This is a genomic window from Rhodococcus sp. 05-2254-5 (assembly GCF_002258575.1).
In the GTDB taxonomy this organism is placed as follows: domain Bacteria; phylum Actinomycetota; class Actinomycetes; order Mycobacteriales; family Mycobacteriaceae; genus Rhodococcoides; species Rhodococcoides fascians.
Map to the genome: position 1 here is coordinate 208530 of NZ_NOZG01000023.1, position 15992 is coordinate 224521.

A 15992-nucleotide genomic window follows, 5' to 3' on the forward strand; every position below is an offset into this window, starting at 1 on the left:
AAACCCATTCGTCGTTCAGCGCTGGCATCCGGACCTGAAGTAAGGTCGAGGTCGTGCCGATGCCCGAGTGGAACGTCCGTGAACTGACCCCCGGCCAGCTGTCGGAGCGCAGCGGCGTCGCCGTGTCCGCGTTGCACTTCTACGAGAAGCAGGGCTTGATCACCAGTCGACGAACATCGGGCAACCAGCGCAGGTTTCACCGCGAGACTTTGCGCAGAGTGGCGTTCATCCGTATCTCGCAGAAGGTGGGAATCCCTCTCGCGACCATCCGTCAGGCGTTGAGCGAACTTCCCGACGAGCGAACGCCCACCCGCGAGGACTGGGCCAGGCTGTCGACGCGGTGGCATCGCGAACTGGACTCGCGCATCGAGCAACTGGTTCGCTTACGGGACGACCTGACCGGGTGCATCGGCTGTGGTTGTCTGTCGTTGGCCGGCTGCGCTCTGGCCAACCCGCACGACCGGCTCTCCTACTCCGGCCCCGGTGCCCGCACACTGGACGTCGACTTCGACGCCCCGTCGGCGCGACGCGGCTCGAGCAGCTTGGAGAACTGATCGTTCGCTCGTTGCAGAACGAACTCGTACGGTGGCGCGAACTTTCGCGAGATCCAGTAACCGAAGCGAATGTCGTTGGAGGAGTACACGAGGTACTTGCGTTTGGCGATACCGACGAGAATCGCATCGGCCACGACCGACGGTTCGACAGCACGCTTCTCGAACCGGTGCTGCAGCTTCTGCACCCGAGGATCGTCTCGATCGATACCGGCGATCTGCAGCGTCTGCACCAGGCCGGTCTTGACCCCACCGGGCACGACGAGGCTGACGCCGATTCCGTGACGTTTGAGGTCGTATCGAAGAACTTCGGACACGCCACGAAGGCCGTACTTGCTGGCGCTGTACGCAGCGTGCCAGGGCAGAGGAATCAATCCCGCCGCGGACGAGACGTTGACCAGATGCCCACCGCGGCCCGCCTCGATCATCGGCGGGAGAAATTTCTCGATGACATGGATGGGACCCATGAGATTGACATCGACCATGGACTTCCAATGCCGATGCTCCAGATTCTCGACGGTGCCCCACGCCGAGATGCCCGCGACGTTCATCACGACGTCGAGGCTGCCGAACTCGGCGTGAATATCGTCCGCGAAGGCGGTGACCGCGTCGAAATCGGAGACGTCGAAGGGCAAGGAGTGACTGACCGTGCCGCCCGCTCGACCGACCAGGTCCACGGTCTCGGCAAGCCCGGAGGCATTGATGTCGGTCAGGAACAGTTCAGCTCCCACAGCTGCAGCCGCAATGGCCGTCGCCCGGCCGATTCCGCTGCCCGCTCCCGTGATCAACGTCTTCTTGCCGCGCAGATCGTATGTAGCCATCGAAGCTTGTTCCCCCACCGGTTGCCACGTGTCAGGTCGATTTCGACCCTACGCGGTGACGACCGACAGGGCCGTCACAATCTTTGCGACATCTCGTCTCGGTAATCGGCGACGGTGCTTTCGATACGCGTCGCCTCGTCGTCGGCACCTCGTTTTCGCGCATCGTCCGCGCGGTGCTGCAGAGTGCCGATCGCTTTCCGGAGCTCGTTGTCCGACATTCTGTGTTCCATGTCACACAGTGTGCGCCTCGCATCGGCGCGCAGCAAGCACCCCGGGCGACGAGAACGTCAGACGGTGACCGAGCTCGAATCGATGTTCTCGCGCACGAAACTCGAGAGGCTGCGAGCTGCGAATTCGCGGAAGTAGGCCAGCTTGTCGGCAGGCACCAACGACGGCAGCACGGTGTTCCACACCTTCTCCATACGCGACGGCGCATCCCCCAGACGCGACTGCGCCTCGGACACCATCAGAACCCCGGCCAGCATTTCGCACACCAGCAGTGCCGCGTTGCCTGCGTCCAGGTGGTCGGCGACGTCGCCGTGCTCGATGGCCCGCTCGAAAAGATGCTCGAAGATGTTGCCCCAGGTGCCGAACACGCTTCCGCGAGCGGTGTCGGACCCGTCGATCTCCATCTGCAACCGGTACATCACACGAACGAGCGGATCCGACGCTGCCAGTTCGAGAACCGAGTACGAGATTCCGATGACGGACTCGAGGGCTGGGCTGCGGCTGTCCACCAGCCCCGCGCAGGCCGTGGACACGCGCTCGTGACCTTCGTCGACGATGGCGCGAGCGAGTTCTTCCTTGGACGCGAAATGGAAGTACAGCGCGCCCTTGGTCACGCCGGACTGCGCCGACACCTGACTCAGCGTGGCATTGGCATGCCCGACGTCGAGGAAGAGATCTGCTGCAGCGCGCAGCGCCGCCGCGCGAGTGGCTTCGGCCCTGAGTTGTCTCACCATGTTGCTACACCCCTGCTCAGTCGATCCTGCGATGACATCGACACCTTGTGGTCCGCGCTGGCTCCCGGGTGCTGAACCCACGAACTCGAATTCACGTTCCCTATACGGGCTTGTCAGCGCTCGCCAATAGTAACCGGTTCGTCGGCGATTTTGTGATTCGAAAGTGACAAATACATGAAGAAGACCTCGTTTACAAAACGATCGAAACGAAAAGTTCCACTTCTCCAGCATTCGTAACGACTTCTACTTCCTCGGCGTAAGCACGGAATAGCGTCCCGGATCGAACGCACTCGTCGACTTGCGCCCAGACGTCTTCGATCGGATCCGCGAGACCACCACTGGGCACGAACACCGCAAACACACCAGTCGGTATGGATACGAACACATCTCCCACAGCGACGTCACTCGGAGAGTCCAGCGGGACACCGACGAGTGCATTGACGGTGCCGTGCGCATCGGGGACATACACGGTGGTCACCTCCGTGGCGTCGATATTCTTCTCGCGCACACGATCTCGGAGGAATCCCATCCATTCGCTGCAACTGGCCTCGGCACCGGGCTCCACCCGCGGTGCCACCAACCCACCGAACAATTCGGCACTGCGCGCGGTGATCCGAAAGCTCATCACGAACCGCCGGGCTGCGTGATGGCCAAATACAGGTCGACTTTGTAGGCGTGCGGGTAGCACTCGTAATCACCGGTGAACGATCGCACTATCTCCCCGTTCTCCTCGGCGTGATCGATCTGATTCCACAATCGAGTGAGAACGTCGGGAAAGTAACCCACCGCGGAGAATCGGGCATATTTTGCAGACGGCACTTTTGCGATCAAATGCCCACGCGTCACCTGCCCGAGCGACGAGCACTGGTAACCGACTATCTGTGTATTGTACGATCCGATTCCAGGGGCGAAGTCCGTGTAGATCGACGCAAGCGGTCCGGCAGTCTCCTGATTGAGCACTGCGGACCACGCCTGGTTGAGGGCAGGATCGTTCAACCGCCCGAGTGCTCGTTTGGGACTGCGAACGGGGAGACCGGCGACCCACGTTTCGGGGAGGTCGACGATCTCGAACGACATTCACACTCCGTATGGAAGTTGCAGGGGCAGATCCAGCGCTCGGATCGTCGGTTCACGATATAACCCGTCAATCTACCGGGCCGACCGGTACGCAGATGATCGTTTGTTCAACAGGATGTGTCACTGGGTCTTGTCCCCGCGCATTGTGACCGACGAAGCGACGTCACCGACCGATTGCGTCGAGCACCAATCCCGCCATCGCAGCGCTGCCAAGCGGGGTCGGATGCAAGAACGGTGTCGGACCGAACGTCATCGAGCCCGTGAACCAGCGCTCTGCAATCGGTGCGCATGCGTCGTGGCCGACGGCCGGCCCCGCCACATCGACGAACGTCGCCCCATGTCTGACGGCACCGTCTCGAAGCACGGAATCGAACCGGACGAAGAAATCCTGCACGAACGCCGCGTCGGCACCGTGCAGATTCGAGTCCGGGAAACAGCCCTGATGGTCGAAGTAACCACCGTGGCCGACCAGCACGACGACGGCGTGTGGTGAACGCTGCGTAATCGCGTCGAGTACGCCGTCCAACACCGGCCCCAGCTCCCCCCAGCCTCTGATCGATCTCCTGGAGGACCACGGGGTTGTTTCGGCACCGAGGATCTTCCTGCGGCACAGGTTGCAGGCACGGCCCGATCAACTGCGCCCAATTCAGGTCGTTGCCGCCTATCGAAAGGGTCACCAGCGTCGTATGAGGCCGCAGTGCATCGATCTGAACCGGGACACGACGAGGCAGTGGCGTGTACGTGCTCTGCGGCGTGGACACGACGTGTGCGCTCGTCGCCCCACTGCACGCGACGCTGGCGAAGGACGCAGGGTGCAGTGCGCTCGCGATCATGGCCGGATACGCCGCGTCGGATCGTCCACAACCGTCTCCGCCGGCATAGGACAACCACGCGGGCCCGGCAGCCCTGGAGTCGCCCAGAGCGACGTAGTGGACGGGGTTGTCGACGACGACGTCCGCCGACGCAGTCCCGACGAGCTGTCCCGTCAGCAGAGACAAGGCAAGACCGACGACGAACGTCCGAACATCGAAGCGCACGGCACGCCCCCGCCTGCTATGCGGCCGCCCGACCGGCCCACCCCGACTCGACTCTCGGATGCCCGCGGGTCGAAGAACTACGAGACAGTAACACCGCGTCGGCGATCACGCGGGCCTGTATCGAACCGTGGGGCCGGTTCCGGGGGCGGCAGCAGATACAGCGAGTCTATCGGCGCTACCGATCGGACAATCGTCGCGTACCGCTCGAATCAGCCGTGAATTTACTCGGCCGACGCCGTGGTGGCATATTCGCCATCGCGAACAGGTGACGAATATTGTTGCGATGTCACGCCCTCGTTCGAATGCGACACCGGCAGAATTCGCGACTCGCATCCGGACAAAATTCGAGTCAACGGCCAATGCACGGTATGCAGAATCATGTCCGCGATCAACAGTCGACGTAGCGCCTTGTTCGCCAAATCGTGGTGGGCCCATGTTCGGTAGGAACTCAGCACATAATGACGATATTCGAGGGGCGGAGTCAGCAGCCGCCGACCGGACACCTCGACGCACATCGTTTTGATCAGAGCGATCTGTAGACCGACGCGGTACAGGCACAGTGAGAGATCGATATCCTCGTGCAGGTCGGTACGCAGACTCACGCGGTCGCGGGCGGCTTCCCAAGCGGAGCGGCGAATGGCGAAGTTGTTGCCCGAGGCCGCCGAGACCCGTAACTCGTCGGGTTTGCGCTTGGTGGAGTAGTCCACGTACGCGCCGTACGGTGCAGCCCACGGGGAGTCGTACAGGTAGATCGGCCCGGTCACCGCCGCGTAGTCCAGTCTGCGGTCGAAGAAATCCAGAATCGACTCGGCCCAATCCGGAGCTACCCGAGTGTCCGCATCGATACGTCCGATGATGGATCCTTCGGCCCGATCGAAACCGGCGTTGCGCGCATGAACGACGCCTCGCTTCGACTCCCGGACCAGAACTATCTCCGGAAACCGGCGGCTGTAGCTCGCTACCACGCCGGCGGTATCGTCGGTGGAATTGTTGTCCACCACGATTATTTCGTGAATGTGTTCACGTTGCGCCAATAAAGCGTCCAGGCATCCACCCAAATGCGCCTGTTCGTCGAATGCGGGCACAACAACAGAAAGAGTGTTCACAACGCCAACCCCTGACACCTTTTTGGCAATGCGTAGCTCGACAATTTCCGAAGCGAATGCAAAGAGTGCCGAGCCTCTGACGCTGATGATGCTACATCATCAATTCGACGAAATAAGTCGCCGAATTTCGGACCGATAAAAGTCGTTCGTCGATATCGACGAGTCCTTTATCGATCGTTCGTCAAAGTATTGCTCTCCAAATTAGGCGTCGCGCCCGCTACGACTCGTGCGTCGGGTAGATCGTTCAAATCCCGGCGACGAGCGGCTGGGCTGCCGACGTACACCGCGTCCGGTTCACAATCCTTGGTCACCAACGAGTTCGCCCCGATGATGCATCCCTCACCGATGCGGACCCCGGGCATGATCACCACACCGGACCCGATCCACGTGCCTCGCCCGATGGTGACCGACTCGCCCCTCAGCAGGCCTGCCCGTCGCCACGACGGTCCGACGTCATGGGTACTGGTGATGATCCGAACGTGGTCCGCCAGGAACACATCGTCACCGATCACGATGTCGGCAACAGTGTCGAAGTGGCACCCGAAATTCACGAAGACCCCGGTGCCCATCCGTACCGACCCGCGACCCTGGATCATCGCGCCGCCGTATATCAAGCACGGCCCGTCCGTCCGGACCCCCGCCGGCCGCAGCAAGGTCGCCCGCAGTACCGCCGGAACGAACGGCAGGTTCGCCACCGACACGAGGGTTGCCTGACGCATTTGAAAGAGGGCCCACTTGACGTTCGATGAGTCGCTCGCCCAGGTCGGGATCAGGGAGCGCAGGTTCACGCGGCCTCTCGCATCCGTTCGTCGGAGAGCGCACGGTCGTCGACGGGCAGTGCGCGCGAGGGCACCGCCGAGAACATTCTCGAGATGGGCCAGCGCAGCGTGTGCAGGAGCCAATCCATCGCAACGATCCGGGCCAGCTTGGCCGATGCGAGCCCATGCTCCTTGTAGGAACGGTAGCCCGCGATCGCGTAGTTCACGTACTTCACCGGAGACGTAGCCGATCGCCGGCCGGATACCGCAGCCTTCATACGGCCGTTCAGAGCAAGCGGCAACTTCTTGCCGACCAACGACAAGCACAGATCGATGTCCTCGTGCACGCAGGTCTTGTCGCTGACGACATCCCGAACCTCGTGCCAGGCAGATGCGCGGATCGCGAAATTGTTGCCCGATACCGCCAAGGCGCTGCGCACCGACGGGTCACGCTGCTCCGCTCGTGCATGTTGCCACGCCAGAGGCCGGGCCCACGGCGACTCGTACAAGTAGGTTCGCCCGCCCGCTGCCGCAACCGTGGAGTGCTCTCCGAAGAATTCGATGATGGAGCGGGCCCACCCGGGCCGGACGCGCGTATCGGCGTCTATGCGGCCGATGATGGACGACTGCACGAGATCGAAGCCTGTGTTCCGGGCATGCACGACGCCCCGATTCCGCTCGTGCACCAACTGCACCTTGTCATTGACCTCGCACAGGGTCTCGACCAGATCGAGCGTCCCGTCGGTCGAGCCGTTGTCCACCACGACGATACGGTCTATGCAGTTTCCCTGATCGAGCAGCAGATTCAAGCATTCGCCGATGTGGTCGACCTCGTCGAGCACCGGAATTACCACACTGAGAGTGTTCATTTCGATCCCCTGATTGAATTCGACACCTACCGAACGCGCAGGCACGCGTATAAAGATACGACATCAGCCACGCGAACACTAAAGTCAGCCGAAGAAGCAGCCCCAGCTCAGAGCACCGAAAACTGCAACGTGACGCGGTTACAGGCGCTAAGCAATCCAAAAGACCGCTTCAAGTCAATGGTGCTCATAAGACGTTCGAAAGAATTCGATTCCCGTTAATAATCGAATGTTGTTCGAATCCGCCATATTGCCGGAAATGCCTCAGCTCACGCGACGACGTATGAGGCCGATGGATATCGATCGTGCTCGTCGTAAATACGACGCAGCCTGTCGCCAGCGCCGTCGGCGGATCGCCGTGTCTACTGCCGCAACCACACCATCGTCGGTCACGCCTGCCTCTTCCATGGCAGCAAGCCCGTTTCGCAGGTGGTGGCACTGACGGTTCGTCAACGTCAAGGACCTGACCGCATGGAGATCGATGGGTCCTGGAAGGGCAGCACTCTCCGCACCTGCAGCGGCCAACCCGATCTTCGTCCTGATGCACTTGAAGCACACTCCGCAGTTGAATCGACCGTCGCGATTCTCCCAGCACACCCGTAGATGCTTCATCGCCGTCTCGTCCAGGCCTATCCGCCGGAGCTTGCCGAGCCGATTCACCTCCAACTCGTGGTGATCGAACGTGACACTGCTACTCGACCACAGCGGGTCCAGATCGGGATGGGAACCCCACGGCAGCAGATCCCAGCGACTGTTGGACGACGGAATCATGACGGTGCTCACATGCTGCGACAACGCCAGCCCCACGTGAGCCAGGGCGGCTCCGTGAAGGTCGTATCCCCAATCGAGCGGCAATCGGTCTCCGAACGCCGACCTCAACGTGGTCTTGACCTCGATCAGCGGCTTGCCGAGCTCCGCGGCCGCGTCTCGGGCACTGGCCAGTGCCCGAGAGGCCAAATCCTCGTTCCCGGCGGAGATGTCGAAACCGTGAACGAATATCAAATGGGTGATGCGATCGGATTGGGTGATTGCCGAATAGAAGCTGTCCACGCCTCCACTGAAGAAGCAACCCACCCCTCGGCCGTCGGACAGTGCATCGGAAGGTTCAGCCGATACCGATATCCCATGAAACCGTCTGGGATACCAGTCGAGAAACACTTTCTGCGCCTCGGGAGCGCCTCGAAGTGCCGTCGAATCCACCGGGCCGTCGAAAGCGATACTCCACTTCTTTCGCATTCCCGCTACCAGCATCGGAGGAAGCCACGGAGTCGCCGAATGGTCCAACTCGTAATTCGACGCGGTGGTCACCACAGCCTCTTTGCCGAGAGGCGTCACTATCCGGGCCGCAATTCGATGAGCCTCGGTGTCCTCGACATGCACGGTCATCTGGCTGGTCACCGTATGAAGTGTGACACAAGCGCCGGCGACGTAACGCCGCACCGACAACTTACGGAACCGGCTGGTCGGTAGGGTCGGATGTGTGCACACGGTCAGGATCGAGACTGCCCTGTACGACGACGTCGAACTCGTCTATCAGGACGACTCCGTGGCCGGCTACTACCTGTCGACGCCATCCAGCCGCGTCACGTTCGTTCGCACCGGACCGCAGACCGCGGACAGGACTCCCCTAGGCACCCGACGGTCCACAGATATTCGCGCGACGGTCGGCGGTGACCCGATTGCGGTGCAACTGGGGTCCGCACGAGTCGTGAAACGCTCGTATCGAGTACGTCTGGCCTACCGAGACCGCGTACTAATGCTTGCCGCGAAAGACCTCGAGTCCAGCGCACTGATCCGCGGCGACACGGACCGCGGCAACGACTCGTTCGGCGACCTCACTCGCGAGTACGACGGCGGAGTGAGCGCGTTCTGGGGCCTACCGTTCACGTTCTTGCGCGCGAAGCTCGAACCGCCGACGCCGACGGCGGACGAAGTGTTGGTCGGCATGACCGCCGCAGCGGCATTCGGCACCGGCGGACTGTCCGTCACCACGATCGCAATGAGTGCGCTGAGCTCTGTATTGCCTTGATTCACAACGAAAGCCGCCACTCGAGGTGAGTGGCGGCTTTCGTTTCGGGTGGAGCTGAGGGGAATCGAACCCCTGACCTTCTCGATGCGAACGAGACGCGCTACCAACTGCGCCACAGCCCCGTTTGCCGTCGTCTCGACCGGCTGGGCAACTCTAGCAAAGCCCCTCGGGACCGCTGTTACGCGCCCTGTGCCCGACGGAAATCGCCGTCATCGTCGCGGCGTGCCTGGAACGGCTCCTCGTAATGATCGAGATGCTCGAACTCCGGATCCTCGTCGTCGATCTCGAGCACCACAGCTCCGGGTCGACGCAGACGCTGCGGCACGAGTTCGAGCTCTTCGTCGGTCTCCGATTCCACACCGAGGCGCGAGCGACCCATGCGTGTGAGTCGTCGTCGACGAATCTCTTCTTCGATCTGCACCTGCCTGCGCAGGTAGTACAGGTATCCGACGAGGACTGCGACGGACAACCCGCACAGCCACCACACCGTCGGGGAGATGATGAACGCCAGTGCCGCGGTCGTGATGGCGGCGAACACCAGGCCGAGAACCGCGCGCTGACGGAAGGCGTATCGGGCGGCCCGGGCGATGGCGTCGGCCTCGGGATCGAATCCGCCGCGGCCGCGTCGGCGAGGCACGAAGTCGTCGTCGACGACTCCCGGCTCGTGTGCGGGAGAGCTCGCGCGAGGTGCGTCGTGGACCGGTTCGTCGCGTTCGAGGTCGTTTTCTTCTTCTGCGTGAGTGTCCATTGGGTCCTCCGCGGTACCGGGTAGATCGGGTGAGTCCGAACGAATCGACGCGAATTTCGGGCCGAAGATCTCGCTGGCGGGCGCGGAGACCCGCAGGTCGTCCTCCGGCCGCCAGTCGGGATCACTGCGGTGGCCGGTCGCGGGGCCGCGCTGCTTGCGCTTGGTGCCACCCCGATGCAACACGCGCGTGGCGAGTGCTGCGTCCGTGGTCTGCATGATCTGCGGACGCTTGGTCATCAGCATGGGAAGAAGAACGAAGAGCCAGACGGCCACGAGACCGATCCAGATGATCGAGTTCGGCATCGGCGATGTTCTCCTTCCTCAGGCGACAGCGACAGTCGAGACGCCCTCAGGTTATGTGGAGCAGGTGCGAGAACCCCGCAGACGCGCCGACCCGAATTACACTCCTGTCACTTTGACAACATCTGCAACCGAACACTGCGGAGTGAGCGCTATGCCCACGCAGCCCTGCCCGCGCGGACCAATCGATCGACGACCGAACCCTGCACCTCTCCCGAGGTGATCGCGACGAGTTTGTGGTCGCGCCACTCGCCGTCGACGTCGAGATACTTGTAGAGCAGGCCCTCTTCGCGGAAACCGACGTTGCGCAGCACGGCCTGGCTGGCGAGGTTCTCCGGACGCACCGTTGCCTCGACGCGGTGCAACCCGACCGGTCCGAAACAATGATCGAGTCCGAGCGCCAGCGCCGCGGTGGCGACGCCTTTGCCGTTGACTTCCTTGGACACCCAGTACCCGATCCACGCCGACCGGAGCGCGCCGCGCACGATGTTTCCGGTGGTGATCTGCCCGCAGAATTCGCCGTCGACCTCGATCACCATCGGCAGCATGTGCCCCTTGCGTGCCTCGGACTTCAATCCCGAGCACAGCGTGGGCCACGAGGAGATGTGGTGTCGGGAATTCCAACTGCCCTCACCGCTCGGCTCCCACGGCTCGAGGTGTGCGCGGTCCTGGGTGCGGATTCGACTCCAGGAGGCTGCGTCGCGCATACGGACGGGACGAACCGTCACCGTTCCCCCGGCCACTCGCACTGGACCCAATTTCGCCGGCCAACCCGGGTGGCTCGACCACGTTCGCGGCATCCGTCGATCGTATGCGCTGCGCGCGTGAGCGCGTGCGTCAGCCGCGCTGAGCGAGGAACGAGACCTTCACTTCTTCGCCGGTGCGGATCTCGGTGACGTCGGGGTCGATCACGACCAGGCAGTTCGCCTCCGCGAGTGTCGCGAGCAGGTGTGACGACGAGCCCGGTGCACCGCCGAGAGCCTGGACGAGATATTCGCCGGTGCCCTCGTCGCGCATCAGCTGTCCTCGCAGGAATCCCTTGCGGTCCTCGATCGATGTGATGGGTGCGACGGTCCGCGCGGTGACGGTCCGGCGCAGTGGCTGGCGACGGCCGAGTGCGATGCGAATGAGTGGACGGACCATCACCTCGAACACCACGAGCGCGCTGACGGGGTTGGCAGGCAACAGGAACGTGGGCACCTCGTCGCGTCCGAGCTGGCCGAATCCCTGCACCGAGCCGGGGTGCATGGCAACCCGCTCGACTTCCATGTCCCCGAGTTCGCCCAGCGCCTCACGGACGCCATCGGACGCGCCTCCGCCGACCGCGCCTGCGATGACGACGATCTCGGAGCGGATCAGCTGGCCTTCGACCACTTCACGCAGTCGCTTGGGGTCGGTGCTCACGATGCCGACGCGGTTCACGTCGGCTCCGGCATCGCGTGCTGCAGCAGCGAGGGCGTAGGAGTTGACGTCGTACACCTGGCCGGGCCCGGGGGTCCGATCGGTATCGACCAACTCCCCGCCCACCGAGATGACCGACAACCGCGGACGCGGGTGCACCAGCACCTTGTCGCGTCCGACGGCGGCCAACAGGCCGACCTGCGCGGCACCGATGATCGTTCCCGCCCGCACGGCCACGTCGCCGGGTTGAACGTCGTCGCCGATCTTGCGCACGTAGTCACCCGAGCGAACCGGACGGAACACCTTGACACGGGCGCGGCCGTTGTCGGTGCGATCCAGCGGCAGGACTGCGTCGGCCAACGTGGGCAGCGGCGCGCCGGTATCGACCCGCACGGCCTGACGCGGCTGCAGCCGGATGGGCTGACGCGAACCCGCGGAGACCTCGCCGACGACGGGCAGCGTCAGGTCGATGCGCTCGTCTTCCTCGTTACGCAGGTCGGTACCCGCGGAGGCGACGTCGACACTGCGTACGGCATAACCGTCGATCGCGGCCTGGTCGAAGCCGGGAAGGGGACGCTCGGTGACCACTTCCTCGGCGCAGAGCAGACCCTGCGCTTCCGAGATGGCGACCCGAACAGGCCGTGGAGCCACCGCCGCTGCGGTCACCCTGGTCTGTTGATCTTCGACCGAGCGCATCTGGCCCTTCCTCTATGGCATCGACCCGCGATGCTATTCGTACGTCGTCAGTTCCGGTGCCCAGCTGTCGCTCAAGCGTTCGTTCAGCCATTCACGCAGCGCGGGACCGTAGTCGTCGCGCTGCAAAGCAAAGTCAACCGCAGCGCGTAGGTATCCCCCGGGATTTCCGAGGTCGTGTCTCGATCCACGATGCACCACCACGTGAACGGGATGGCCCTCCTCGATCAGAAGTGCGATGGCGTCGGTCAGCTGCAATTCGCCGCCGGCACCGGGCTCGATGCGTCGCAACGCGTCGAAGATCGCGCGGTCGAGCAGATAGCGGCCCGCGGCAGCCAAGTTGGACGGTGCCTCTTCCTTCTTGGGCTTTTCGACCATGCCGGTGACTTTGAGGACGTTCGGATTGACGGCATCGGGCACGATTTCGACGGAGAAGACGCCGTAGGACGAGACCTTGTCGTCGGGAACCTCGATGGCGCACAGCACCGAGCCGCCGCGCTTGGCGCGCACCCGGGCCATGACGTCCAGCACGCCCCGCGGCATCACCAGATCGTCGGGCAGCAGCACCGCGACCGAATCCTCGTCGTCGTCGAGTGCTTCCTCGGCGCATGCGACGGCGTGACCGAGTCCGAGCGGTTCGTGCTGAATGACCGATTGCACGTCCAGAAGCTTGGGGGCGACGCGTACCTTCTCGAGCATTTCGAGCTTTCCGCTCGCTTCGAGCTTCTTTTCCAGAACGAGGTCCTCGACGAAGTGGGCGACGACGCCGTCCTTGCCGGGAGAGGTGACGATGACCAACCGTTGTGCACCGGAATCTGCCGCTTCTCCGGCGACGAGCTCGATACCGGGAGTGTCGACGACCGGAAGTAGTTCCTTCGGAACGGTTTTCGTGGCCGGCAGGAACCGGGTACCCATGCCTGCGGCGGGGACGATGGCCGTGCGGAAGTGCACAGGCGTGGCGGCGGTCGTCGCTGAAGCGGCTTCTGTCATGGTGCTCACCCTATCCGTGGTTTCTGGAGATTGGCTCGGCGTGTGCCCCGTTCGACCCCCGAGTGCATATCGTTGAACGACAGCACGAGAGGGAGAGTGAACCGTTGTGAGCGTTCCCGAATTTTCGGAGAACACGCCGAAGGATCTGTGGCGGGAGCATGTCCTCGCCGAACGCCGACTGCTCGACGATGCGCAACGCGCGATGGAGTCCTCCGCACTCTGCCATGCCGTCGGCGAATTGGCGGCCGAACACTCGGTCGTGGCGGCGTACGTTCCGATCGGCCGGGAGCCGGGGTCGATCGAGATGCTCGACGCGATGGCCGCGGCCGGAGCCACGGTTCTGCTGCCGAGTGCCCATGAGCCGGGGCCGCTGAAGTGGGCGCGTTACGAGGGTCGCGATGCGTTGGTGCGGGCACCGTACGGGCTGCTCGAGCCGTCAGGTCCACTACTAGAGCCCGACGCCGTCGGGCAATGCTCGGTGGTGCTGCTACCTGCGCTGGCCGTCGATCGCCGCGGTGTCCGGCTGGGCCGCGGAGCCGGGTTCTACGACCGGACTCTCGACCTGTGCAGCCCCGAGGCCATGCTGGTCGCCATCGTGCGCGACGAGGAGCTGTTCTCCCGGCTCCCGGCTGAACCGCACGACCGCCGAGTGACGCACGCGCTGACTCCCGGCGGCGGGCTCGTACGCTTGAGTACGGAATAACGCTACGATTCGATTCGTTGGCACTCCTGACTGTAGAGTGCTAATGCTCTCCCCAGTTTCGACGAACAGACAAGACACCGGCGGTGTTCGGCCTCGGCCAGCAGAGCGCGAACCTCCTCGGTGACCAGCGCGGAGGAAACACGATGCCCACCTACTCATACGCCTGCACCGAGTGCGACAACCGCTTCGACATCGTCCAGTCCTTCACCGACGACACGTTGACGGTGTGCCCGGCTTGCTCCGGCAAGCTCCGCAAGTTGTTCAATTCGGTCGGCATCGTCTTCAAGGGCAGCGGCTTCTACCGCACCGACAGTCGGGGCAACTCCGGCACCGCCAGCGAAGGCGCGAGCGAGAAGAAGTCCGACGCCGCGGCCACGAAGTCGGAGACCAAGAGCGACTCGAAGCCGGCCGAGAAGAAGTCGTCGGATTCGTCCTCGTCGAGCAGCTCCTCCTCGTCCTCCACCACGAAAGCTGCTGCCAGCCAGTAGTTTTCGGATCCATCCACAGGCCGGTCTGTTATCCACAGGCCGGCCTTTTCGGTCTCTTCAGGCCAGTTGGGACCGCTACCGTTCCGGTCATGGCTGCCCGCAAGAACCGACTGGACTCGACGCTGCTCGACCGCTTCGCTCAGCGTCCCGCGTGGGTGGGATCGGTGAAAGTTCGACGCATCGCCGCGGGCATTCTGGTGGCCGTCGCAGTCCTGCTGTTCGTCGACGACGCCGCAGGCGACGATCGCGTCCGCGTCGTCACGGCCGGCCGCGACCTGACGCCGGGAACGATACTGACGGCGGCCGATGTTGCCGTCGCCGAATGGGATTCGGCCACGGTGCCCGACGGCGCAGTGCTCGATTCCGTCGACGTGGACGGGCGGACACTGACCGGCCCGGTTCGAGCAGGCGAATTGCTCACCGATGTCCGACTGCTGGGCTCCCGAACCGCCACCGCGGCGGTGGGGGTCGAGGCACGCGTCGTACCGGTGCATCTCGCCGATGCGGGCGTGACCGACCTACTCAGAGAAGGCGACCGGGTGGACGTCCTGACCGTCGAAACTCAGGAGAATCCCGACGCCCCACCTGCAGCTCGGATACTGGCATCGGGGGCGATGGTGGTGCTCGTCTCCGCCGAGGCCGGCGGGGGTCGGCAACGAGATCGGGTGGTGTTGCTCGCCCTACCGACCGAGGATGCGACGACGGTGGCGGCCGCGTCGCTGGTGAGCGCTTTGACGGTGACATTGCATTGAGTCGGTGCCCGGGCGATTCACGGGGTCCGAAGTCGATCGATCTGGGTTAACGTCTGGCGAGACCGAAACATACCAAGAGATCGGAGAGCGGCTCATGCTGAAGGGATTCAAGGACTTTCTGTTGCGAGGCAACGTGGTCGACCTCGCGGTCGCAGTCGTCGTCGGCGCAGCATTCACGGCAATCGTCACTGCGTTCACCACGAACATCATCAACCCGTTGGTCGCCGCTGTCGGTGGCAGCAACGAACTCGGGTGGGGAATCAAGATCCTCAGTAGTAACGACGCCACGTTCATCAATATCGGCGCGGTCATCACGGCGATCATCAACTTCATCATCATCGCCGCGGTCGTGTACTTCGTGCTGATTCTGCCGGTGAACACCGCGAAGAAGCGCTTCGTCAGCCAGCCGGAGAAGGAACTGAGCGACGTCGACGTGCTGGTGCAGATCCGCGACATCCTCGCAGGGGGAACCGCTGCAGGACAGAAGCTTTCGACCGCGGCCGACACCACCGGCGGCAGCGGCGAAGCAATCGATTCGCCCTCCCCCGACCTCGGTAAGCACTCGAAGGACTGACACCGGTCTGCTTCGACGAATGAATGCGCCATTCACGTGCACTGGACCCCGTGGGTTGGACCGGTTAATGGAAATCCTAGGCTGCGAGGGCCTGGGCTCGGTATTGCACCGGGCTCAGGCCGTCGAGTCGTAGCGA

General features: G+C 63.3%; 20 protein-coding genes, 1 tRNA gene and 1 pseudogene. 6 read left to right on the forward strand and 16 right to left on the reverse strand.

Annotation, left to right across the window (positions count from 1 at the left end; all coding sequences use genetic code 11):
- The first annotated feature begins 53 nt into the window (after positions 1-53).
- Positions 54-554: a redox-sensitive transcriptional activator SoxR gene (soxR, locus tag CH278_RS15605; protein WP_094622335.1), complete on the forward strand. Its 501-nt coding sequence runs from the start codon at positions 54-56 to the stop codon at positions 552-554.
- Here the strand turns inward: soxR and CH278_RS15610 are convergent.
- The 11 genes and pseudogenes from CH278_RS15610 to CH278_RS15655 form a co-directional block, all read right to left on the reverse strand.
- Positions 470-1372: an SDR family oxidoreductase gene (locus tag CH278_RS15610; RefSeq protein ID WP_094622356.1), complete on the reverse strand. Its 903-nt coding sequence runs from the start codon at positions 1370-1372 to the stop codon at positions 470-472. The two genes, soxR and CH278_RS15610, sit on opposite strands and share 85 nt — an antisense overlap.
- Positions 1373-1446: 74 nt before the next feature.
- The gene (locus CH278_RS27625; RefSeq protein ID WP_179274381.1) at positions 1447-1602 is read right to left on the reverse strand and encodes a hypothetical protein; all 156 of its coding nucleotides are present in this window, start codon (positions 1600-1602) and stop codon (positions 1447-1449) included.
- A gap of 57 nt (positions 1603-1659) precedes the next feature.
- Positions 1660-2334: a ScbR family autoregulator-binding transcription factor gene (locus tag CH278_RS15615; RefSeq protein ID WP_179274382.1), complete on the reverse strand. Its 675-nt coding sequence runs from the start codon at positions 2332-2334 to the stop codon at positions 1660-1662.
- 190 nt (positions 2335-2524) lie between these two features.
- Entirely contained in the window at positions 2525-2959 is a 435-nt protein-coding gene (locus tag CH278_RS15620; protein WP_032381840.1) for an AraC family transcriptional regulator, read from the reverse strand.
- Entirely contained in the window at positions 2959-3411 is a 453-nt protein-coding gene (locus tag CH278_RS15625) for a GyrI-like domain-containing protein (RefSeq protein ID WP_027496057.1), read from the reverse strand. Before CH278_RS15625 ends, CH278_RS15620 begins: the two co-directional genes overlap by 1 nt.
- A gap of 163 nt (positions 3412-3574) precedes the next feature.
- Positions 3575-3940 carry a GDSL-type esterase/lipase family protein gene (locus CH278_RS15630; RefSeq protein WP_179274383.1) on the reverse strand — a complete coding sequence of 122 codons (366 nt, stop codon included), beginning with the start codon at positions 3938-3940 and terminating at the stop codon, positions 3575-3577.
- A gap of 97 nt (positions 3941-4037) precedes the next feature.
- A pseudogene (locus CH278_RS28245) lies at positions 4038-4448 on the reverse strand (GDSL-type esterase/lipase family protein); the annotation flags it as partial.
- Between the two features lie 221 nt (positions 4449-4669).
- Positions 4670-5554: a glycosyltransferase family 2 protein gene (locus CH278_RS15640; protein ID WP_176458045.1), complete on the reverse strand. Its 885-nt coding sequence runs from the start codon at positions 5552-5554 to the stop codon at positions 4670-4672.
- Between the two features lie 167 nt (positions 5555-5721).
- Positions 5722-6342, reverse strand: coding sequence for an acyltransferase (locus tag CH278_RS15645; RefSeq protein ID WP_230074220.1), 621 nt, complete (start codon positions 6340-6342; stop codon positions 5722-5724).
- Complete coding sequence (locus CH278_RS15650) at positions 6339-7181, reverse strand: glycosyltransferase family 2 protein (RefSeq protein WP_094622337.1); 843 nt, start codon at positions 7179-7181, stop codon at positions 6339-6341. Before CH278_RS15650 ends, CH278_RS15645 begins: the two co-directional genes overlap by 4 nt.
- Positions 7182-7442: 261 nt before the next feature.
- Positions 7443-8576 carry a hypothetical protein gene (locus tag CH278_RS15655; protein WP_179274384.1) on the reverse strand — a complete coding sequence of 378 codons (1134 nt, stop codon included), beginning with the start codon at positions 8574-8576 and terminating at the stop codon, positions 7443-7445.
- Positions 8577-8658: 82 nt separating this feature from the next.
- Between CH278_RS15655 and CH278_RS15660 the strand changes: the two genes are divergently transcribed.
- Positions 8659-9207 carry a hypothetical protein gene (locus CH278_RS15660; protein ID WP_094622338.1) on the forward strand — a complete coding sequence of 183 codons (549 nt, stop codon included), beginning with the start codon at positions 8659-8661 and terminating at the stop codon, positions 9205-9207.
- Between the two features lie 49 nt (positions 9208-9256).
- Here the strand turns inward: CH278_RS15660 and CH278_RS15665 are convergent.
- The 5 genes from CH278_RS15665 to CH278_RS15685 form a co-directional block, all read right to left on the reverse strand.
- Positions 9257-9329: transfer RNA gene (locus CH278_RS15665), tRNA-Ala, on the reverse strand.
- Between the two features lie 56 nt (positions 9330-9385).
- Complete coding sequence (gene sepX / locus CH278_RS15670; protein WP_032371228.1) at positions 9386-10258, reverse strand: divisome protein SepX/GlpR; 873 nt, start codon at positions 10256-10258, stop codon at positions 9386-9388.
- Positions 10259-10407: 149 nt separating this feature from the next.
- On the reverse strand, positions 10408-11055 hold the full coding sequence (locus CH278_RS15675) for a GNAT family N-acetyltransferase (RefSeq protein ID WP_032364078.1): 648 nt from the start codon (positions 11053-11055) through the stop codon (positions 10408-10410).
- 37 nt (positions 11056-11092) lie between these two features.
- Positions 11093-12352 carry a molybdotransferase-like divisome protein Glp gene (glp, locus tag CH278_RS15680; RefSeq protein ID WP_027496053.1) on the reverse strand — a complete coding sequence of 420 codons (1260 nt, stop codon included), beginning with the start codon at positions 12350-12352 and terminating at the stop codon, positions 11093-11095.
- Between the two features lie 33 nt (positions 12353-12385).
- On the reverse strand, positions 12386-13339 hold the full coding sequence (locus CH278_RS15685; protein WP_027496052.1) for a UTP--glucose-1-phosphate uridylyltransferase: 954 nt from the start codon (positions 13337-13339) through the stop codon (positions 12386-12388).
- 106 nt (positions 13340-13445) lie between these two features.
- Between CH278_RS15685 and CH278_RS15690 the strand changes: the two genes are divergently transcribed.
- The 4 genes from CH278_RS15690 (at position 13446) to mscL (ending at position 15856) form a co-directional block, all read left to right on the forward strand.
- On the forward strand, positions 13446-14042 hold the full coding sequence (locus CH278_RS15690; RefSeq protein ID WP_057473751.1) for a 5-formyltetrahydrofolate cyclo-ligase: 597 nt from the start codon (positions 13446-13448) through the stop codon (positions 14040-14042).
- Between the two features lie 143 nt (positions 14043-14185).
- Positions 14186-14530, forward strand: a complete 345-nt coding sequence (locus CH278_RS15695) for an FmdB family zinc ribbon protein (RefSeq protein WP_027496050.1) — start codon at positions 14186-14188, stop codon at positions 14528-14530.
- 89 nt (positions 14531-14619) lie between these two features.
- Positions 14620-15282, forward strand: coding sequence for an RcpC/CpaB family pilus assembly protein (locus CH278_RS15700; protein ID WP_032388588.1), 663 nt, complete (start codon positions 14620-14622; stop codon positions 15280-15282).
- Positions 15283-15376: 94 nt separating this feature from the next.
- A complete protein-coding gene (gene mscL, locus CH278_RS15705; protein ID WP_027496048.1) occupies positions 15377-15856 on the forward strand; it encodes a large conductance mechanosensitive channel protein MscL in 480 nt (159 codons plus the stop codon).
- Positions 15857-15992: the final 136 nt, after the last annotated feature.